The sequence below is a fragment of the Clavibacter sp. VKM Ac-2873 genome (genome assembly GCF_015351075.1).
In the GTDB taxonomy this organism is placed as follows: domain Bacteria; phylum Actinomycetota; class Actinomycetes; order Actinomycetales; family Microbacteriaceae; genus Clavibacter.
Genome location: NZ_JADKRS010000001.1, coordinates 583,657 through 603,646 on the forward strand (window position 1 = coordinate 583,657; position 19,990 = coordinate 603,646).

15 protein-coding genes and 1 other RNA gene are annotated in these 19,990 nt (G+C 71.6%); 7 read left to right on the forward strand and 9 right to left on the reverse strand.

Annotated elements, in window-relative coordinates:
• Positions 1-57: 57 nt before the first annotated feature.
• Complete coding sequence (locus ITJ44_RS02700) at positions 58-1,497, reverse strand: GuaB1 family IMP dehydrogenase-related protein (RefSeq protein WP_194633227.1); 1,440 nt, start codon at positions 1,495-1,497, stop codon at positions 58-60.
• A 180-nt stretch (positions 1,498-1,677) separates the two neighbouring features.
• Here ITJ44_RS02700 and ITJ44_RS02705 point away from each other — a divergent pair, with 180 nt between their 5' ends.
• Positions 1,678-5,484: a multifunctional oxoglutarate decarboxylase/oxoglutarate dehydrogenase thiamine pyrophosphate-binding subunit/dihydrolipoyllysine-residue succinyltransferase subunit gene (locus ITJ44_RS02705; RefSeq protein ID WP_194633228.1), complete on the forward strand. Its 3,807-nt coding sequence runs from the start codon at positions 1,678-1,680 to the stop codon at positions 5,482-5,484.
• A gap of 105 nt (positions 5,485-5,589) precedes the next feature.
• Here the strand turns inward: ITJ44_RS02705 and ITJ44_RS02710 are convergent, their stop codons facing one another.
• The 3 genes from ITJ44_RS02710 to ITJ44_RS02720 are packed head-to-tail and all read right to left on the reverse strand — an operon-like array spanning position 5,590 to position 7,069.
• Positions 5,590-6,030 carry a GNAT family N-acetyltransferase gene (locus ITJ44_RS02710; RefSeq protein WP_194633229.1) on the reverse strand — a complete coding sequence of 147 codons (441 nt, stop codon included), beginning with the start codon at positions 6,028-6,030 and terminating at the stop codon, positions 5,590-5,592.
• Positions 6,031-6,065: 35 nt separating this feature from the next.
• A complete protein-coding gene (rsrA, locus tag ITJ44_RS02715) occupies positions 6,066-6,308 on the reverse strand; it encodes a mycothiol system anti-sigma-R factor (RefSeq protein WP_194633230.1) in 243 nt (80 codons plus the stop codon).
• Entirely contained in the window at positions 6,305-7,069 is a 765-nt protein-coding gene (locus ITJ44_RS02720; protein ID WP_228494466.1) for a sigma-70 family RNA polymerase sigma factor, read from the reverse strand. Before ITJ44_RS02720 ends, rsrA begins: the two co-directional genes overlap by 4 nt.
• A 130-nt stretch (positions 7,070-7,199) precedes the next feature.
• On the opposite strand from ITJ44_RS02720, the gene aroA reads away from it, so the two are divergent.
• From aroA to ITJ44_RS02735, 3 genes are read left to right on the forward strand one after another with little or no spacing between them, the layout of a single operon-like run.
• Complete coding sequence (gene aroA / locus ITJ44_RS02725; RefSeq protein ID WP_194633231.1) at positions 7,200-8,663, forward strand: 3-phosphoshikimate 1-carboxyvinyltransferase; 1,464 nt, start codon at positions 7,200-7,202, stop codon at positions 8,661-8,663.
• Positions 8,660-9,736: a ribosome small subunit-dependent GTPase A gene (gene rsgA, locus ITJ44_RS02730; protein ID WP_194633232.1), complete on the forward strand. Its 1,077-nt coding sequence runs from the start codon at positions 8,660-8,662 to the stop codon at positions 9,734-9,736. The genes aroA and rsgA overlap by 4 nt, the downstream gene beginning before the upstream one ends.
• Before the next feature lie 10 nt (positions 9,737-9,746).
• Complete coding sequence (locus ITJ44_RS02735) at positions 9,747-10,559, forward strand: inositol monophosphatase family protein (RefSeq protein WP_194633233.1); 813 nt, start codon at positions 9,747-9,749, stop codon at positions 10,557-10,559.
• A gap of 28 nt (positions 10,560-10,587) precedes the next feature.
• Here ITJ44_RS02735 and ITJ44_RS02740 read toward each other — a convergent pair whose 3' ends face one another.
• A complete protein-coding gene (locus ITJ44_RS02740; RefSeq protein WP_194633234.1) occupies positions 10,588-12,078 on the reverse strand; it encodes an MFS transporter in 1,491 nt (496 codons plus the stop codon).
• A gap of 239 nt (positions 12,079-12,317) precedes the next feature.
• On the opposite strand from ITJ44_RS02740, the gene ITJ44_RS02745 reads away from it, so the two are divergent.
• From ITJ44_RS02745 to ITJ44_RS02755, 3 genes are read left to right on the forward strand one after another with little or no spacing between them, the layout of a single operon-like run.
• Positions 12,318-13,397, forward strand: a complete 1,080-nt coding sequence (locus ITJ44_RS02745; RefSeq protein WP_194633235.1) for an extracellular solute-binding protein — start codon at positions 12,318-12,320, stop codon at positions 13,395-13,397.
• Positions 13,397-14,425, forward strand: coding sequence for an ABC transporter ATP-binding protein (locus tag ITJ44_RS02750; RefSeq protein WP_194633236.1), 1,029 nt, complete (start codon positions 13,397-13,399; stop codon positions 14,423-14,425). The genes ITJ44_RS02745 and ITJ44_RS02750 overlap by 1 nt, the downstream gene beginning before the upstream one ends.
• Positions 14,426-14,427: 2 nt before the next feature.
• Positions 14,428-16,233 (forward strand): iron ABC transporter permease, encoded by a 1,806-nt coding sequence (locus tag ITJ44_RS02755; protein ID WP_194633237.1) that lies wholly within the window; start codon positions 14,428-14,430, stop codon positions 16,231-16,233.
• Between the two features lie 99 nt (positions 16,234-16,332).
• On the opposite strand, the gene ssrA is transcribed toward ITJ44_RS02755, so the two are convergent.
• The 4 genes from ssrA to ftsE all read right to left on the reverse strand — a co-directional run bounded on the left by ssrA (position 16,333) and on the right by ftsE (position 19,963).
• Positions 16,333-16,708: a transfer-messenger RNA gene (gene ssrA / locus ITJ44_RS02760) on the reverse strand.
• 139 nt (positions 16,709-16,847) lie between these two features.
• The gene (smpB, locus tag ITJ44_RS02765) at positions 16,848-17,324 is read right to left on the reverse strand and encodes an SsrA-binding protein SmpB (protein WP_012037997.1); all 477 of its coding nucleotides are present in this window, start codon (positions 17,322-17,324) and stop codon (positions 16,848-16,850) included.
• A 66-nt stretch (positions 17,325-17,390) separates the two neighbouring features.
• Positions 17,391-18,308, reverse strand: coding sequence for a permease-like cell division protein FtsX (gene ftsX / locus ITJ44_RS02770; protein ID WP_012037996.1), 918 nt, complete (start codon positions 18,306-18,308; stop codon positions 17,391-17,393).
• Positions 18,305-19,963 carry a cell division ATP-binding protein FtsE gene (gene ftsE / locus ITJ44_RS16095; RefSeq protein ID WP_194633238.1) on the reverse strand — a complete coding sequence of 553 codons (1,659 nt, stop codon included), beginning with the start codon at positions 19,961-19,963 and terminating at the stop codon, positions 18,305-18,307. The genes ftsX and ftsE overlap by 4 nt, the downstream gene beginning before the upstream one ends.
• Positions 19,964-19,990: the final 27 nt, after the last annotated feature.

The following is a 19,990-nucleotide window of genomic DNA, read 5'->3' on the forward strand; positions in this document are numbered from 1 at the left end:
GGCGGGGGTCTATGAGCAGGAGGAGGGTCGTCCATCGTCCGTCGAGCATACCGGGGCTCACCAGCCGACCGGCAGGGGCTTGCCCTCCTCGTAGCCGGCCGCGGACTGGATCCCGACCGCGGCGCGCTCGGCGAACTCGGCCCTCGTGCGCGCCCCGGCGTAGGTGAACGCGCTGCGGACGCCGGACGTGATCGTGTCGAGCAGGTCCTCGAGCCCGGGGCGGAGCGGGTCGATCCGGATGCGGCTGGTGGAGATCCCCTCCGCGAACAGGGTGCGCCGCGCGAGCTCGAAGGCCTCGCGCCGGCCGAACCGCTCCTGCACGGCGCGCGTGGACGCCATGCCCCAGCTCTCCTTGGCGAGCCCGCCGTCGTCGTCGACGAGCAGGCGGCCGGGCGACTCGACGGTGCCCGCGAACCAGGATCCGATCATCACGCTCGCGGCGCCCGCGGCGAGGGCGAGGGCGACGTCGCGCGGATACCGCACTCCCCCGTCCGCCCAGACGAGGGCGCCGGCGGCGCGGGCCGCCTCTGCCGTGTCGAGCACGGCGGAGAACTGGGGCCGCCCGACGGCGGTCATCATGCGCGTGGTGCACATGGCACCGGGGCCGACGCCCACCTTGACGATGTCGGCGCCCGCCGCGACGAGGTCGCGCGCGCCCGCCGCGGTCACGACGTTGCCGGCGACGAGCGGCACGCGCGGGGCGAGGGCGCGCACGTCGCGGATCGCGCGGAGCATCGCCTCCTGGTGGCCGTGGGCCGTGTCGAGGACGAGCACGTCGACCCCGGCGGCCAGCAGCGCGCGGGCGCGCCCGACCGGATCGCCGGTGACGCCGACCGCGGCGCCCACCGCGAGGCGCCCGTGCCCGTCGAGCGCGGGGGCGTACACGGTGGACCGCAGCGCGCTGCGGCGGCTGAGCGTCCCGACCAGACGCCCGTGCGCGAGCACGGGCGCGAAGTCGATCCCGGCGGCGTGCATCAGGTCGAAGGCCGCGCGGCCCGTGGGGACGTCGTCCGCGTCGAGGGAGGCGAGCGCGCCGTGCGGGAGGTCGCCGAGCAGTGTTCCGTCGGGGACGCCGGCGAGCTGGGTGCCCTCCAGGCAGCCGACCATCTCCCCGTCCGCGTCGCGCAGCACGATGCCGTGGCCGGCGATGGGCGGCAGCAGCTCGCGCGCCTGGCCCGCGGTCGCGTCGGGCGGCAGCTCGAGCGGCGAGTCGTAGGCGACGGGCTGCTCCTTGACCCGGTGGATCGCGGCGTCCAGCTCCTGCGGGCGGAGGTCCTGCGGCAGGATCCCGATGCCCCCGCGTCGCGCGAGGACGGCGCCGAGCCGCGGGCCGGTGACGGATCCCATGTTGCTCGCGACGACCGGGATGGTGCACGGGGTGCCGTCGCCCGGGGCGAGGTCGACGTCCATCCGGCTCGCGACGTCGGACCGGCCGGGGCTCAGGAACACGTCCGAGTAGGTCAGGTCGTGGGCGGGAGCCTCTCCGGTGAACCTCATCCCCCGACGCTATCCCCGAGGTCCGGCCCCGCGCCAGGGCGGCGGCCCGGCTCCGCTCCCGACGCGCCGCTCCCGACGGCCCGACCGGGGGAAGGTTTAGGCTGGGTGATCGTGGACGCGCGGCACGCGAACGGGCCGCGCGAGGCAGACGACCAACAGCAAGAGAGCGGGCGATCAACTGTGTCGAGCCAGGTGACTGGTACGGGGACCGATGACGGTTCCACGGGCGACTTCGGAGCCAACGAGTGGCTCGTCGACGAGATGTACGAGAGGTTCGTGGTCGACAAGGACTCCGTCGACCGCAGCTGGTGGCCGATCCTGGAGAACTACCACACCACCGTGATCGAGGGCCGCCAGGCGGCGCCCGCGACCGGCGAGGCGCAGATCCCCGACGCGGCGACGACCACCGTCCCCGCGACGACCAACACCGGATCCCCCGCCGCGACGCCCGCCCCGGCATCCTCCGGCCAGCCCGACGCGCAGGCGCAGCAGCCCGCCACGGGATCCCAGCCGGCGGCGCGCACGACGAGCATCGCCCCGAAGCAGCAGCCGATCCCCGCGCAGGCCCCCGCCAAGGCCCCGGCGAAGAAGGGCGCCGAGCCCACGCCGCCCGGCGAGGACGAGGTCACCCCGCTCCGCGGCATGGCCAAGTCGCTGGCGACCAACATGGACGCGTCGCTCACCATCCCGACCGCGACGAGCGTCCGCACCATCCCCGCGAAGCTGATGATCGACAACCGCATCGTCATCAACAACCACCTGAAGCGCGCCCGCGGCGGCAAGGTCTCCTTCACGCACCTCATCGGCTGGGCGCTCATCCAGGCGCTCAAGGAGTTCCCGAGCCAGAACGTGCACTACGACGACGTCGACGGCAAGCCGAGCGTCGTCTCCCCCGCGCACATCAACCTCGGCATCGCGATCGACATGCCGAAGCCCGACGGCACGCGGGCGCTCCTCGTCCCGAGCATCAAGGGCGCGGAGGCCATGACCTTCGGCGAGTTCCTGCAGGCCTACGAGGAGCTGGTGAAGAAGGCACGCGGCAACAAGCTCGCGGCGGGCGACTTCGCCGGCACCACCATCTCGCTCACCAACCCGGGCGGCATCGGCACGGTCCACTCCGTGCCGCGCCTGATGAAGGGCCAGGGCGCCATCATCGGCGCCGGCGCCCTCGAGTACCCGGCCGAGTTCCAGGGCTCCTCCCCCAAGACGCTCGTCGAGCTCGGCATCGGCAAGACCATCACGCTCACGAGCACCTACGACCACCGCGTCATCCAGGGCGCGGGCTCGGGCGAGTTCCTGAAGATCGTGCACGAGCGCCTCATCGGCCAGCACGGCTTCTACGAGGACATCTTCGCGGCGCTCCGCATCCCGTACGACCCGATCCAGTGGGCCACCGACATCAACGTCGACCTCTCCGAGCGGGTCTCCAAGACCAGCCGGGTGCAGGAGCTCATCAACGCGTACCGCGTGCGCGGGCACCTCATGGCGGACATCGACCCGCTCGAGTACCAGCAGCGCACGCACCCGGACCTCGAGATCACGAACCACGGGCTCACCTTCTGGGACCTCGACCGCGAGTTCGTCACCGGCGGCTTCGGCGGCCGCCGCCAGGCTCTCCTCCGCGACGTCCTGGGGATCCTCCGCGACTCGTACTGCCGCACGATCGGCATCGAGTACATGCACATCCAGGAGCCCGAGGAGCGCAGCTGGATCCAGGGCAAGGTCGAGCAGCCCTACGCGAAGCCGACGCACGACGAGCAGATGCGCATCCTCTCCAAGCTCAACGAGTCGGAGGCGTTCGAGACGTTCCTGCAGACCAAGTACGTCGGGCAGAAGCGCTTCAGCCTGGAGGGCGGCGAGTCCACCATCTCGCTGCTCGACACCCTCCTCCAGGGCGCGGCCGACCACGGGCTCGACGAGGTCGCGATCGGCATGGCCCACCGCGGCCGCCTCAACGTCCTCACCAACATCGCGGGCAAGAGCTACGGGCAGATCTTCCGCGAGTTCGAGGGCACGCAGGATCCGCGCACCGTCCAGGGATCCGGCGACGTCAAGTACCACCTCGGCACCGAGGGCACGTTCCGCGGCGTCCACGGCGAGGAGATGCCGGTCTACCTCGCGGCGAACCCGTCGCACCTCGAGGCCGTCAACGGCGTGCTCGAGGGGATCGTCCGCGCCAAGCAGGACCGCAAGCCCATCGGCTCGTTCTCCGTCCTGCCGATCCTCGTGCACGGCGACGCGTCCATGGCCGGCCAGGGCGTGGTCTTCGAGACCCTCCAGCTGTCGCAGCTGCGCGCCTACCGCACGGGCGGCACGGTGCACATCGTCATCAACAACCAGGTCGGCTTCACCACGCCGCCGTCGGAGTCCCGCTCGTCGGTGTACTCGACGGACGTGGCCAAGAGCATCCAGGCGCCGATCTTCCACGTGAACGGCGACGACCCCGAGGCCGTGGCGCGCGTGGCGCACCTGGCATTCGAGTTCCGCCAGGAGTTCAACAAGGACGTCGTCATCGACCTCGTCTGCTACCGGCGTCGCGGCCACAACGAGGGCGACGACCCGTCGATGACGCAGCCGCTCATGTACAACCTCATCGAGGCCAAGCGCTCGGTGCGGAAGCTGTACACGGAGGCGCTCGTCGGCCGCGGCGACATCACGCAGGAGGAGTACGACGCGGCGCAGAAGGACTTCCAGGACCGCCTGGAGCGCGCCTTCGCGGAGACGCACGCCGCGCAGACCTCGTCCATCCCCATCCAGACCGACGACGCCGGCGCCGTCGCGGACCTGGAGCGCCCCGACTCCCAGCAGGACGACGGCCACGGCGAGCCGGAGACCACGGGCGTGTCCGAGTCCGTCATCCAGGCGGTCGGCGACGCGCACGACAACCCGCCGCAGGGCTTCTCGGTGCACCCGAAGCTGCAGGCGCTCATGCGCAAGCGTCTCGAGATGAGCCGCAGCGGATCCATCGACTGGGCCTTCGGCGAGCTCCTCGCCATCGGCTCGCTCCTGCTGGAGAACACTCCCGTCCGCCTCGCCGGCCAGGACTCGCGCCGCGGCACGTTCGTCCAGCGCCACGCCGTGCTGCACGACCGCGACAACGGCCAGGAGTGGCTGCCCCTCGCGAACCTGAGCGAGCGGCAGGCGAGGTTCTGGATCTACGACACGCTGCTCAGCGAGTACGCCGCGATGGGCTTCGAGTACGGCTACTCGGTCGAGCGACCCGATGCGCTGGTCCTCTGGGAGGCGCAGTTCGGCGACTTCGCCAACGGCGCGCAGACCATCATCGACGAGTTCATCTCCTCGGCCGAGCAGAAGTGGGGCCAGCGCTCGAGCGTCGTGCTGCTGCTGCCGCACGGCTACGAGGGCCAGGGACCGGACCACTCGTCCGCGCGCATCGAGCGGTTCCTCCAGCTGTGCGCCGAGCAGAACATGACCGTCGCGCGTCCCTCGACGCCCGCGTCGTACTTCCACCTGCTGCGTCGCCAGGCCTACTCCCGGCCCCGCCGTCCGCTCGTGGTCTTCACGCCGAAGGCGATGCTGCGGCTGCGCGGCGCGACGAGCGACGTCGACGCGTTCACCTCGGGTCGCTTCGAGCCGGTGATCGACGACGTGCGCGTCGAGGACCGCGGCGCCGTACGCCGCGTGCTGCTCCACTCGGGCAAGGTGCACTACGACCTGCTCGGCGAGCTGGAGAAGCGTCAGGACACCTCGATCGCCCTCGTGCGGCTCGAGCAGTTCTACCCGTTCCCCGAGGAGCAGGTGCGCCGCGTCGTCGAGTCGTACCCGGACGCCGAGGTCGTGTGGGTGCAGGACGAGCCGGAGAACCAGGGCGCGTGGCCGTTCGTGCACGTCGAGCTCAGCCGGGTCCTGCCCGACCGCGCCGTGCGCGTCGTGTCCCGACCGGCCGCGGCGTCGCCCGCCGCCGGCTCGAGCAAGCGCCACGCCACCGAGCAGACGGATCTGATCGCCCGAGCCACCGCGGAGTGACCCGGCCGGGCACGCGCCCGGCGACACGAGAGGCCCGGTCCCCAGGGGACCGGGCCTCTCGTCGTGCTGCGGGGATGTGGCCCTGCCGAGCGGGCCGCCCCCGCGTCAGCCGAGCTTGGAGTAGCGGATGCCGGAGGCGTGGTACCCGCGGCGCGCGTAGAAGCGCGTGACGTTGTCGCGTGCGGCCGCCGAGGTCGCGAGGAACCGCGTCGCGCCGTGCTCGCGGGCCCATGCCTCGTAGTGGCGGATGAGGTCGGAGCCGATCCCGCCGGCCTGGCGTCCCTCGCGCACGACCAGGATGATCAGCTGCGCGAGCGGCTCGTCGTCGGCGAGTCCCCACATGAGGTGGCCCCCCGCGAGGCCCGCGATCTCGCCGGCGTCGTCCCGCACGACCCACGTCTCGTGCCCCGCCGCGGTGGTCATGCGCGACAGGCGCGCGGCGACCCGATCCTCGTCCACCTCGTAGTCGAGCAGCCGCAGCAGCTCGACGATGACGGTGAGGTCGGAGGGAGAGGGCGTCCCGAGGGACTGGATCGCGTTGGTCACGTCCCGAGATTACCGGGACAGCGCCACCGCCCCGGTCAGTGGGTGGCCTGGATGGCCCGCAGCTTCTCCATCACCTGCGTGCGCAGGTCCTCCGGCGCCGCCTCCGTGCAGGCGCGGCGCACGGTGTCCCGCAGGACCACGCCGACGCGGTGCTCGCGCGCGCAGTCGGAGCAGTTCGCCATGTGCTCGCGGATGTCCGCGGCGTCCGCCTTGTCGAGCTCGTGGTGCAGGTACTCCTCGAGATCCTTCTTGGCCTTGTCGCAGCCGCAGTCGCTCATTTGGTCGCTCCAGTGAGGTGCGCGGTGGAGATGCCCCGCTCGCGCGCGTAGTCGGAAAGCAGGCTCCGCAGCATCCGGCGGCCGCGGTGCAGGCGGCTCATGACGGTGCCCACGGGGGTCTTCATGATGTCGGCGATCTCCTGGTAGGAGAAGCCCTCGACATCCGCGAAGTACACGGCCATCCGGAAGTCCTCCGGGATGGACTGCAGCGCGTCCTTGACGGTGCTGTCCGGGAGGTGGTCGATGGCCTCGGCCTCCGCGGAGCGCGTGGTGGTGGCCGTGGCGCTCGTCGCGCCGCCCAGCTGCCAGTCCTCGAGCTCGTCGATGGTGCCGTTGTAGGGGTCCCGCTGCTTCTTGCGGTAGTTGTTGATGAAGGTGTTCGTGAGGATCCGGTACAGCCAGGCCTTGAGGTTCGTGCCCTGCTTGAACTGGTGGAAGGCCGTGTAGGCCTTGACGAACGTCTCCTGGACCAGGTCCTGCGCGTCGGCGGGGTTGCGCGTCATCCGCAGGCCGGCCGCGTACAGCTGGTCGATGAACGGGAGCGCCTGCTCCTCGAAGAGCTCGCGGTTGTCGCCCGGCTGGGGCGCTCGGGGCTCCTCCGTCGGGGCCTCGTCCTGCACGCCCTGCTGCTCTCCCGAGGCCTCCTCGGTGGAGTGCACGACGGCCTCCACGAGCTCCGCGGGCGCGGCCGCTGCGGTGGGCGCGTCGCCCCCGGTGGTGTCGGCCGGCGCGTCGTGACTGGTGTTCCCTGAAGTGGCCATCAGGGCAGATTCTACGGCGCGCACGAGATCGGCGGACGGTGCCGCCGGTGCTGTCCTCGTGATCACGGGTGATCCTTCCCGGCCCGGGATCCGGGCCTGCCGGACGCCTGCCCGGTACTCTGGTGAACCCATGGAGATCTTCAGGTATTCCGGTCCCACCTTCAGCCCGTACGACGACGACCGGACGCACGCACCCGTCCCGACGGACGACGGGCCGTGGGCGGCGCCGGTGGCCGACGGACCGCTCGACGCGACCGTGCCGCTGCCGGGATCCAAGAGCCTGACGAACCGCGAGCTGGTGCTGTCCGCCCTCGCCGACTCCCCCTCCACGCTGCGTGCGCCGCTGCGCTCCCGCGACACGCGCCTCATGATCGAGGCGCTGCGGGCCCTCGGCACCGTCATCGAGGAGGTCGACGGCGATGGCGCCTTCGGGCCCGACCTGCGGATCACCCCGGCGGAGCTCGCGGGCGGGATCACCATCGAGTGCGGCCTCGCCGGCACCGTGATGCGCTTCCTCCCGCCCGTCGCCGCGCTCGCCCTCGGGCCGGTGTCCTTCGACGGCGACCCGAGCGCCCGACGACGCCCCATGTCCGGCACGATCGAGGCGCTCCGGGCCCTGGGAGTCGACGTCAACGACGACGGCCGCCGCGCGCTGCCGTTCAGCCTCTACGGGACGGGCGAGGTGCCGGGCGGCGAGATCGCCATCGACGCCTCCGCGTCCAGCCAGTTCGTGTCCGGGCTGCTGCTCGCCGCGCCGCGCTTCGCCCAGGGGCTGCGGCTCCGGCACACCGGGGAGAAGCTGCCGAGCATGCCGCACATCGAGATGACCATCCGCACGCTCGCCGAGCGCGGCGTCGTCGTCGGGAGCCCGGAACCCGGCCTCTGGATCGTCCCCTCCTCCCCCATCGCCGGCCGCGAGGTGCGCATCGAGCCGGACCTCTCCAACGCCGCGCCGTTCCTCGCCGCCGCGCTCGTCGCGGGCGGCCGCGTCGCGATCCCCGGCTGGCCCGCGGAGACGACTCAGGTCGGCGCCGACCTCGCGCACCTGCTGCCGCACTTCGGAGCGACCGTCACGCGCGAGGGCGACGCGCTCGTCGTCGACGGGGGCCGAGGGCTCGCCGCGGGCGGCCGCATCCCGGGCGTCGACCTCGACCTGAGCACGGGCGGCGAGCTCGCGCCCGCTCTGGTCGCGCTCGCGGCCCTCGCCGACGGCCCCAGCCGCATCACGGGCATCGGGCACCTGCGCGGGCACGAGACCGACCGGCTGGCGGCGCTGGCGGCGGAGATCACCGGGCTCGGCGGATCCGTCGCGGAGCTCGAGGACGGGCTCGCGATCTCCCCCGCCCCGCTGCACGGCGGCCCGTGGCGCGCCTACGAGGACCACCGCATGGCGACCGCGGGCGCGATCGTCGGCCTGGCCGTCCCGGGCGTCGAGATCGACGACATCGGCACCACCGCGAAGACGCTGCCCGAGTTCCCCGAGCTGTGGCTCGGCCCGCTCCTCGGCCGCGCGCCGCGCGCCGCCGTCGACCCGCTCGCCCTCGGCGGGATCACCGGGCCGGGGGCCGCTGGCGGGCTCGGCGGCCTCCTGTGAGCTGGCTCGCGGATCCCGAGCAGGACGACGGCGTCTGGGACGCCTACGACGAGTCCTCGGTGCGCGTCCGCCCGAACCCGAAGGGCAACAAGCCGCGCAGCAAGCAGCGGCCCGGGCACGCCGACTCCGTCGAGGGCCGCGTGCTCACGGTCGACCGCGGACGCTTCGGCGTGCTCGTGGGCGAGGACACCGCCGACGAGCACACGCTCATCGCGACGCGCGCCCGCGAGCTCGGCAAGAAGGCCGTGGTCACGAACGACCGCGTCGACATCGTCGGCGACACCTCGGGCGACGAGGGCAGCCTGTCGCGCATCGTCCGCATCGCCCCGCGACGCACGCTCCTGCGTCGCAGCGCCGACGACTCCGACGCCGTCGAGCGCGTCATCGTGGCGAACGCCGACCAGATGCTCATCGTCGTGGCCGCCGCGGAGCCCGAGCCGCGCGCGCGCCTCGTCGACCGGTACCTGGTGGCCGCGTTCGACGCCGGGATCCAGCCGATCCTCTGCATCACGAAGTCGGACGTCGCCGACCCCGCGCCGTTCGCCGCCCACTTCCGCGTGCTCGACGTGCCCGTCGTCCTGAGCCGCTCCGACGACGTGCCGCTCGAGGAGCTGCGGGCGCTGCTGGCCGACCGCACGACCGTCGCGGTCGGCCACTCCGGCGTCGGCAAGTCGACGCTCGTGAACGCGCTCGTGCCGGACGCGAAGCGCGCCACGGGCGTCGTCAACCAGGTCACCGGCCGCGGGCGCCACACGTCGAGCTCCACGGTCTCCATGCGCGTCGAGACCGGCGACGGCGGACACGGCTGGATCATCGACACCCCGGGCGTCCGCTCGTTCGGGCTGGGGCACGTGGATCCGGCGAACATCCTCCGCTCGTTCGCGAGCTACGCGCACCTCCCCGAGGGCGAGCCGCCGGGCGGGATCCCGCTCACGGAGGCGCATGACTGGGAGATCGTCGACCGGGTCGAGGCGGGCGAGCTGGGCGACGCCGGGCGCGAGCGCCTGCACTCCCTGCAGCACCTCGTCGCGAACCGGGCGGACGCGTCGAAGGGCGACCAGGCCGATCGCTAGGCTCGACCCCGTGGCCTCCGAACCCCTGCACTCCCTGTCGTCCGACCTGCGGCTCGCGCGGGAGCTGGCCGACATGGCCGACGCCATCTCGCTCGACCGATTCCGCGCGGCCGACCTCGCCATCGAGACGAAGGCCGACTCCAGCTGGGTCACCGACGCCGACACCTCGGTCGAGCGCGCGATCAGGGCCGGCATCGCCGACAGCCGCCCGCACGACAGCGTGCTCGGCGAGGAGTACGGCACGTCCGGGTCGTCGTCCCGGCAGTGGATCGTGGATCCGATCGACGGCACCTCGAACTTCGCGCGCGGCGTGCCCGTGTGGGGCACCCTCATCGCGCTCGCGGTCGACGGCGTCCCCGTGGTCGGCGTCGTCAGCGCTCCTGCGCTCGGGCGCCGTTGGTGGGGCGCGACCGGCCTCGGCGCCTACGTGGACGACACGCTCGGGCAGGCCACGACGTCGCAGGAGCGGCGGATCCGGGTGTCCGACGTCGAGCGGCTGGACGACGCCTCCATGAGCGTCGCGGGCGTGCAGCGCTGGCGCGACGCCGACCGGCTCGACGAGCTCCTCGACCTCTCCGGCCGGGTGAAGCGCTCGCGCGACTTCGGCGACATGTGGGCCTACATGCTGCTCGCCGAGGGCCTCATCGACATCGCCGGCGAGCACGACCTGAAGCCCTACGACATGGCCGCGCTCATCCCCGTGATCGAGGAGGCGGGCGGCCGCTTCACGTCGATCGACGGCGAGGCGGGCCCGTGGCACGGCTCGGCGCTCGCCACGAACGGGCTCCTCCACGACGCCGTGCTGGCGGTCGTCGCGCGCTGAGCCCGGCCCGGCGCGCGACGCCGACCGATCAGGCGGACGCGGCCTGCTGCCGGCGTCGACGGCGCTGGCCGAGGTCGACCAGGCCGAGCGTGAGGGCGACCGCGACCAGCGCGATCGTCACGAGGAAGCCGTTGCGGAACCCGTCGTGGTACACCGCGAGGCCCGCGTCGCCGCCGCCCGCGGCCTCCGCGTACAGCGTGCTGAAGAAGGTGGCCGACGCGGCCGCGACGCCCACGGCGGTGCCCACGCGCTGGCCGACCTGCGCCATGGACCCGGCGACGCCGCCCTCCGTGACGGGGATCTCGGCGAGGGTCAGCGTCTGGTTCGGCGAGATCACGAAGCCCGCCCCGACGCCCGCGACGAGCATGGCCGCGGCCATCGCCCACGGCGTCGCCCCCTGCGGCGTGAGCACCGCGGCGAGGAGCAGCAGCGTGATGCCCACCGCGACGATCGCGAGGCCGATCACCACGAGCTGACGGCCGAGCCGCGAGACGAGGCGCCCGCCGATCCACGCGGTGACGGCCGACGACAGCGCGAACGGGATGCTGACCATGCCGGCGACCACGGGCGGGAGGCCGAGCCCCTGCTGGAGGTACAGCGTCGTGAGCAGGAACACCGCGGGGATCGCGGCGAAGTACGCGGTGGCGATGAGGATCCCGTTGCGGTAGGAGGAGAGCTTGAAGAGCGCGAAGTGCACGACGGGCGACTTGCCGGACCGCTCGTAGCGTCGCTCCCACGCGACGAAGAGCGCCGCGGCGACGACGGCGCCGGCGAGCCAGATCCACCGGAGCGGATCGTCGTCGGGCCCGCCGGTCGTGAGCACGAACGGCAGCATGAGCGAGAACGTGGCGATCGCGAGGAGCACGACGCCGACGGGATCGAGGCCCGTCTTCTGCTGGGGCCGGGCCTGCTTCCGCGGCAGCAGCTTGAGCGCGAACGCGATGGCGACGATCCCGAGCGGGATGTTCATCCAGAACAGCAGGCGCCACCCGTCCTCGGGGCCGCCGAGCTGGATCAGCAGGCCGCCGAGCGTCGGCCCGAACGCGGTCGAGATGCCGACGACGGCGCCGAACAGGCCGAACGCGCGCGCCCGCTCCTCGCCCTGGAAGAGCTGCTGGATGAGGCCGAGCACCTGCGGCATCTGGATGCCGGCGGCGACGCCCTGCAGGATCCGGGCGACCACGAGGGTCTTCACGTCCGGCGCGATGGCGCAGAGCAGGCTCGCGATCGTGAAGGAGCTGAGGCCGACCACGAACATGAGCCGACGGCTGCGGATGTCGCCGAGGCGGCCGGCGGGCACGAGGGCGAGGCCGAACGCGAGGGCGTAGCCGGCGACGATGAGCTGCAGGTCGGTGGATCCGGCGCCGAGGGACTCCTCGATGGACGGGAGGCCCACGTTCACCTTCGAGAGGTCGAGGATCGTGAGCGCCGCGACGCCGACGCAGACCCAGAAGGCCTGCCAGCGGGTGCGTTCCTGGTCGTCGGTCGGGGTCGTGCCCGCTGTGGTGCGTCCGGTCATGAGGTATCGAATCCCATACACGGGCTATGTATTCCCGCTCCCGCGAGCGCGGGCGACATGCCCCGACCAGCCTGCTCCTCATCTGGGGGAATCGTCCGGCGTGTCCCGGCGCTGAACAGCGGGCCAACAGCGTCCGCCACGACGGGACGACGGCGTTCCCGCTCCTACCCTGGGGGCTTCGTGCCAGCCCGGCCCGACCGCCCGCGAGCACGCCGACGTGCTCAGCCCGAGAGGACACCATGCAGAATCGCGCCCGCCGTCTCACCGCCTCCGTCGCCGCCGTCGTCGCGGCCGGGCTCGCCCTCAGCGGATGCGGGTCGTCGACCGGCGGCAGCGCGGATCCGGCGGTCTCCCCCGCCTCGGGCGACACCCTCGTCGTGTACACGAACTCCAACGGCGACGGCCGCGGCGACTGGGTGACGGCGGAGGCGGCGAAGGCCGGCTTCGACATCCAGATCGTGGGCCTCGGCGGAGCGGACCTCGCGAACCGCATCGTGGCGGAGAAGAACAACCCCGTCGGGGACGTGGTGTTCGGCCTCAACAACATGTACTTCGAGGACCTCAAGGCCCAGGACGCGATCACCGCCTACACGCCCGCGTGGTCGGGCGAGGTCGACCAGGCCGCCGGCGACCCCGCCGACGGCGCCTACTGGCCGCTCGTGCAGCAGGCCATCGTCACCGTCCACGACGCGAAGCAGACATCCGGCGGCGACGTCCCGGGGGACGTCACGGATCTCTACTCGTCGAAGTACGACGGCAAGTACGAGGTCAACACGCGCCTCGGCGAAGCCACGCCGCAGCTCATCCTGGCGGGCCTCCTCGCGCCGTACGCGGACCCGGACGGCGACCTCGGCATCAGCGACGCCGGCTGGCAGGTCGTCAAGGACTACTTCGCGAACGGATCCCCCGCGGTCCAGGGCACCGACCTCTACGCGCGCCTCTCCCGCGGCGACGTCGCGTTCGGCACCCTCCCGTCGAGCGGCATCGCGGCGCGCGACGCGCAGTACGGCACCACCACCGCGATCGTCCCCGCGAAGGCCGGCGTCCCGTTCGTCACCGAGCAGATCGCGGAGATCGCCGGCACGAAGAAGGAGGAGCGCGCCCGCGCGTTCATCGACTGGTTCGGCAGCGCCGACGTCCAGGGGGCCTTCGCGGAGGAGTTCTCGAGCTATCCCGTCAACACGACCGCGCGCGAGAAGGCGCTGCCTGCCGTGAAGGAGCTCATCGAGTCGCTCGTCCAGCAGGACGTCGACTACGGCTTCGTGCGCGAGCACATCGCCGACTGGGTCGAGAAGACCGAGCTGGAGTACCTGCCCTGATGATCCGCTTCGACGACGTCGAGGTGCGCTTCGGCGACCAGGTGGCGATCCCGGGGCTCGACCTCGAGATCCACGAGGGCGAGTTCTTCACGCTCCTCGGGCCGTCGGGCTGCGGCAAGACGACCGCCCTCCGGACCCTCGCCGGCTTCGTCGACCCGAGCCGCGGCGACATCGTGATCGACGGGCAGGTCGCCACGCGGCTGCCCAGCGAGAAGCGCCGTGTGGGCATGGTGTTCCAGAACTACGCGCTCTTCCCGACCATGTCGGTGCGGCAGAACATCGCCTTCGGCCTCACGGTGCGGAAGGCGGGCAAGGCCGAGACCGACCGGCTCGTGCGCGCCATGGCCGACCAGGTCGAGCTGAGCGAGGCACAGCTCGACAAGGACGTGGCGGAGCTCTCCGGCGGACAGCAGCAGCGCGTCGCCATCGCGCGGGCGCTCGTGCTCGAGCCGCGGATCCTCCTGCTCGACGAGCCGCTGTCCAACCTCGACGCGAAGCTCCGCATGCAGCTGCGCGAGCAGCTGAAGGGCCTGCAGTCGCGCCTCGGCATCACGACGGTCTACGTGACGCACGACCAGGAGGAGGCGCTCACCATGAGCGACCGCATCGCCGTCTTCGACAAAGGGCGGATCGAGCAGGTCGGCACCCCGGAGGACGTCTACGACCGCTCGGCCACCGAGTTCGTGGCCACCTTCGTCGGCGCCATCAACGCCCTCGGCGCGTCCACGGCGGCCCGCCTCCGCGCCGCCGGGGCGACGGACCTCGACGCCGCGGAGCGTGCGTACGTGCGGCTCGAGCGCGTGTCCGTGGATCCGCGCGGGGCAGCCCCCACGGACACCCGCCGCATCCGGATCGACGGCGTGGTCGCGGAGCGGTCCTACCACGGCGCGCACAGCACCTACCGGATCGACCTCGGCGACCACGTGGTGACCGCCCTGGTCACCGAGACGGGCGCACCGCCCCTCGCTCCCGGAGCGGAGGTCGTCGTCGGCATCGACCCGGCCGCGATCCTGCGGTACCGGTCGTAGCCGTGCGCACCCCCGTCCGCGCGCTGCTGCGCTCGCCCCTCGGCGTCGTCGTGCTCATCGCGGCGCTCTGGTTCGTCGTCACGTTCCTGGTCTTCCCGAACGCGAACCTGCTCGTCACCACCTTCTTCCCCGACGGCGCGTTCAGCGGCCGCGCGCTCGAGAAGCTCCTGAGCTCCGACCGGGCGATGCGCAGCGTCGGCAACAGCCTCCTGCTCGCGGCGACCCTCGCGATCACCGTGAACGTGGTCGGCATCTTCATCGTGCTGGTGACCGAGTACTTCGTGGTGCGCGGATCCCGCGTGCTCTGGCTCGGCTACGCCACGACCCTCATCTACGGCGGCATCGTGCTGGCCGCCGGCTACGACTTCATCTACGGCCGCTACGGGTTCGTGACCGCCATCGCGCAGCGCGCGTTCCCGGACCTCGACCCCGACTGGTTCTCGGGCTATTTCGCGGTCGTCATCGTGATGACGTTCGCCACCACCACGAACCACATGCTCTTCCTCCGCTCGTCGCTCGCCGCGATCGACCACCAGACCATCGAGGCGGCGCGCAGCATGGGCGCAAGCACCGGGCGCATCCTCTTCCGCATCGTGCTCCCGGCACTGCGCCCGATGATCTTCGCGGTGACCGTGCTCACGTTCCTCACCGGCCTCGGGGCGCTCACCGCTCCCCTGGTGCTCGGCGGTACGGGCTTCCAGACGGTCGCGCCCATGATCGTGACGTTCTCGAAGAGCGCGAGCTCCCGCGACCTCGCGGCCCTGCTCGCCATCGTGCTGGGCGTCGCCACCATCGTGCTGCTCGCGATCATGAACCGCGTCGAGAGGACGGGCGTGCACTTCTCGGTGGCCAAGGTCGCGACGCCGCTGCAGAAGCAGCGCATCAGGAACCCGGTCGTGAACGGCGTCGTGCACGTCGTCGCCTACGCCCTGTTCGTGGTCTACGCCCTCCCCGTGATCCTCATCGTGCTGTTCTCGTTCCTCGACTCGAGGAGCGTGCAGACGGGCACGATCACGTGGGACTCGTTCACGCTGCGGAACTACGCGACCGTCCTCGGTTCGCCCGACGTGCTCCGGCCGTTCGTCGTGAGCCTCGTCTACAGCGCGCTCGCCGCCGTGATCGTCGTGACCGGGCTCCTGTTCGTCGCGCGCATGATCCAGCGGAACCGCAACTGGGTCACCGCGACGCTGGAGTACCTGCTGCACATCCCGTGGATCCTGCCCACCATCCTCATCGCGCTCGCCCTCCTGCAGACCTTCGACCGACCGCAGCCCCTCATCGGCGGCCAGGTCCTCACGGGCACGACGTGGCTGCTGCTCGTGGCCTACATCATCGTGAAGGTCCCCTTCACGCTGCGCCTCCTCAAGGCCGCGTTCGCGAGCGTGCCGCAATCCCTCGAGGAGGCGGCGCGGATCCTGGGCGCGAGGTCGCTCACGACGTTCCGTCGGGTGCTCGTGCCCCTCGTGATCCCCGCGGTCGCGGCCATCACGGCGCTCGACTTCAACAGCCTGCTCGACGACTACGACGCGGCGGTGTTCCTCTACCAGCCGCTGTACGAGCCGCTCGGCATCGCGATCAAGGCCAGCACCGAGGGCGAGGCGAACCTCGACTCGACGGGCATCACGTTCGTCTACACCGTGCTGCTCATGGTCATCATGGGGATCACGATGTACCTCGTGTACGGACGCGCGGGTGGCCGGAGGCGCCGTCGGGGACGCACCGCGGCGCCCGTCGTCCCCGCCCCCGCGCTCGCGACGAACGCCCCGGGCGTTCCCGCACCGGCGGCACCGCGCGCGCCCGTCCGCTGATCTGCCCCGCACGCACGAGAGGCCCCGTCCGGCTGGACGGGGCCTCTCATGCGTCCGGACGGATCCGGATGCTCGACGGGCGTGGAGCATGCGACGCGATGGTGGAGATGCGGGGAATCGAACCCCGGTCCACTGCTGTAATCCTGCGCCTTCTACGGGTGTATCCAGGAAAGACGTCCTGCTCGGCCCCGGAACTTGCTCCTGGCATCTGATCCGACGGGCCCAGCCTCAGTTCGAGTCCCGCGCGGCCCTGAGGCACGACCGCGCAGCGAGCTCCCTTTTCTGACGCCGACTTACCGGTTAGAGAGCATCACCGGGTCGACGGTCCTGTTAGTGCGCTCGCTTAGGCAGCGAGAGCGAAGGACGACTGCTTGTTATTGGCAGTTGTATTTTGCAGAGAGCGTTTACGAGATAGCCCTGCATCCTCGACCCGCTTCTCGCAGTCATTCAGGCAATGTCGAAACCGATCATCCCCATGAACGGCCCAGCGCCTCTGCGAGGCGCCCGAGCCGGGTCGCATGTTCCACGCTGTCGAGTTGTCAATCGCCGGTCGAATCCCTCGACGAGCCCTCCATGTTACCCGACGCGGGTCGGGCGCACCACCGGGAGGAGGGCTACTCGCCGAGGCGACGGTGGGACGACATCGCCCGGTCGGCCTCGCGCTTGTCCTGCCGCTCGCGCAGCGTCTGGCGCTTGTCGTACTCCTTCTTGCCCTTCGCGATGGCCAGCTCGACCTTGGCGCGGCCGTCGACGAAGTAGAGCTGCAGGGGGACGACGGTGTAGCCGCCCTCCTTCACCTTGGAGTGGATCTTGAGGATCTGCTCCTTGTGCAGGAGGAGCTTGCGCTTCCGCCTGACCGGGTGGTTGTTCCAGGTGCCCTGGTTGTACTCCGGGATGTGCACCGCATCCAGCCACGCCTCGCCGGCGTCGACGAAAGCGTAGCCGTCGACGAGCGAGGCCCGCCCCTGCCGGAGCGACTTCACCTCGGTGCCCGTGAGCACGAGGCCGGCCTCGTAGGTCGACTCGATGGTGTAGTCGTGGCGCGCCTTGCGGTTGGTCGCCACCACCTTCTCGCCACGTTCCCTGGGCACGGTGGACTCCTCGATGGTTCAGGTGGATGCGCCCGGATCCGGGCAGCCCATCAGCCTACCGGAGGATCAGATCCGCAGGTAGCGGCTGATGGCGAAGTTCGCGGAGACCGCCGCGAGCACGACGCCCACCCCCAGCAGGATCGGCACCACGAGCAGCGCGTCGTCCATGTTCACGAGCGATATCGACGTGAGCCGGGTGCTCAGGAACCCCTGGACGAAGAACTTCACGAGCGCCACCGTCGCGGCGCTGGCGAGCACCGACCCGATGAGCGCCGCGAACACGCCCTCGAGGATGAACGGGGTCTGGATGAAGCGGTTCGACGCCCCGACCAGCCTCATGATGCCCAGCTCCCGTCTCCGCGAGAACGCGGACAGGCGGATCGTGGTGGCGATCAGCAGGGCCGCGGCCACGAGCATGAGCCCCGCGATCCCCACGGCCGTGAGGCTGGCCGCGTTCAGGATCGAGAAGATCTGGTCGAGGTACTGCCGTTGGTCGGTGACGTTCTCGACGCCCGCGAGGCCGGAGAGGCTGTCGCTCAGGATGTCGGACTTCGACGGGTCCTTGAGGTTCACCCAGAAGGCCTCGTTGAGGAACTCGGGCTGCACCAGCTCGGTGACGGGATCGCCCTTGAACTGCTCCTGGAAGTTCTTGTACGCCGTGTCCTGGTCCTCGAAGTAGTACTTGTCGATGAACGGGGCCAGCGTGTCGCTGTCGAGCTGCTGCTTGACGGCGTCGATCTGCTCCTGGGTGGCCTTGCCGTTGACGCAGGTCTCGCTCGGCACCGACGTGTCGGTGCAGAAGTCGATCGCGACCTGCGCGCGGTCGTACCAGTAGTTCTTCATCTGGCCGATCTGCATCTGCAGGAGGACCGCGGCGCCCACGAACGTGAGCGAGATGAAGGTGACGAGCACGACCGAGACGACCATGCTGACGTTCCGACGGAGGCCGTGGCCGACCTCGGAGAGGACGAGTCCGAGTCTCATCGCGTGGGCCCCACATCCTGTGCGCCGGTGTCGTCCGGCGACTCTCCCCGGGCGCGGAGGCCCAGCTTCTCGGCCAGGCCGAGCTCGGCGAGCTCGGCGTCGTCGCGTCCGTCGGCGGGCGCGGTTCCCCCCTCGACGTCGGACAGGTCGGGCAGGCGGATCACGCCGGTGCCCTCGGGCAGGCGCCGGATGGATCCGGTGCTCGGGGCCGCGGGGGCGGCTCCCCCGCCGTTGCGCCTGCTCGGCGGCGTGGGCGCCGACCGCGGGCCGTCGTCCACGGGCGGTGCCTCGTCCCGGGTCACCGGGGTGGCACGCGACGGCGTGGGATCGACGGGTCCCGCAGCACGAGACGGCTCGGGATCGCGCGGCTCCGGACGCGAGGGCGCCGGCTCGCGGCGCTCCTCCGGGGACGGGACCGGCTGCTCGCGCACCGGCTCGCGCTCGGGGACGGGATCCACGCGCGCGGCCTCGGCGAACGCGGATGGGGCGTAGGCCGGGGCATCCGGGCGGGATGCGCGGTCGGAGCCGACATCGCGCGACGACTGCGCGGTGCCCGCGGGCCCGGCGACGCGGTCGGGCGAGGTGGCCGGCACGATCGGCACGGCCTCCGCGGCTGCGGCGGCAGGGGCGGGCGCGACAGCGGGAGCTGCAGGCGCAGCGGGCGCGGCGACGGCGGCCGGGGGCACGGCGTCCTTCGCGGGCTTCCGCGGCGCCTTCCTCGCGGCCTTGGCGGCGGCGGCCTGACGGGTCTCCTCCTCCTTGGCGCGCGCCTTCTCGTCGGCGCGGCGCTGCTTGTCGCGCTTGGCCTGCTCGCGGCGCTCCGCGGCGTTCGCGGGCTCCGCGGGAGCGGTCGGGCGCACGGGGGCCGGGAGCGGCGCGGCGGGCACGAAGACGGGCGTCGGCGCGGCGACGGGCGGGTGCTCGGGGTTCACGCCGACCGGGTTCTCGGCCGTGCGCGGCAGGTCGATCGCGGAGGTCTGGTACTGGCCGCCGACCTCGTCGCGGACGACCTCGCCGCCGATGAGCTCGATGACGCGCTTCTGCATCTGGTCGACGATGCCGGAGTCGTGGGTGGCCATGATCACCGTGGTGCCGTTGGCGTTGATCCGCTCGAGCACCTGCATGATGCCCGCGCTCGTCAGCGGGTCGAGGTTGCCCGTGGGCTCGTCGGCGAGGAGCACGGCGGGCTTGTTGACGACCGCGCGGGCGATGGCCACGCGCTGCTGCTCACCGCCGGACAGCTCGTGCGGCAGACGCTGCTCCTTGCCCTGGAGGCCCACCATGGCGAGCACGTCGGGGACCGCCTCCTGGATGAAGCCGCGCGACTTGCCGATCACCTGCAGCGTGAAGGCCACGTTGTCGAAGACCGACTTGTTCGGGAGCAGCCGGAAGTCCTGGAACACCACCCCCAGGCTGCGCCGGTAGTAGGGGACCTTGCGGCTCGACAGCTGGTTCAGCTGCTGGCCCAGGACGTGGATCGTGCCGTTGGTCGGCCGGTCCTCCTTGAGCACGAGACGCAGGAAGCTGGACTTGCCGGACCCCGATGCACCCACGAGGAAGACGAACTCCCCCCGCAGGATCTCGAGGTCGACGGAGCTCAGCGCCGGTCGGGGATTGCCGGGATACACCTTGGATACGTGGTCGAACCTGATCATGTCGGTACGACCCTAGGCACGGGAGGT

Bases quoted from the DNA above. Each gene is read 5' to 3' on its own strand.
- ITJ44_RS02700 (WP_194633227.1), bottom strand. From the start codon at position 1,497: ATGAGGTTCACCGGAGAGGCTCCCGCCCACGACCTGACCTACTCGGAC.
- rsrA (WP_194633230.1), bottom strand. From the start codon at position 6,308: ATGAGCGACTGCGGCTGCGACAAGGCCAAGAAGGATCTCGAGGAGTAC.
- ITJ44_RS02720 (WP_228494466.1), bottom strand. From the start codon at position 7,069: ATGGCCACTTCAGGGAACACCAGTCACGACGCGCCGGCCGACACCACC.
- aroA (WP_194633231.1), top strand. From the start codon at position 7,200: ATGGAGATCTTCAGGTATTCCGGTCCCACCTTCAGCCCGTACGACGAC.
- ITJ44_RS02740 (WP_194633234.1), bottom strand. From the start codon at position 12,078: ATGACCGGACGCACCACAGCGGGCACGACCCCGACCGACGACCAGGAA.
- ITJ44_RS02745 (WP_194633235.1), top strand. From the start codon at position 12,318: ATGCAGAATCGCGCCCGCCGTCTCACCGCCTCCGTCGCCGCCGTCGTC.
- ITJ44_RS02750 (WP_194633236.1), top strand. From the start codon at position 13,397: ATGATCCGCTTCGACGACGTCGAGGTGCGCTTCGGCGACCAGGTGGCG.
- ftsX (WP_012037996.1), bottom strand. From the start codon at position 18,308: ATGAGACTCGGACTCGTCCTCTCCGAGGTCGGCCACGGCCTCCGTCGG.
- ftsE (WP_194633238.1), bottom strand. From the start codon at position 19,963: ATGATCAGGTTCGACCACGTATCCAAGGTGTATCCCGGCAATCCCCGA.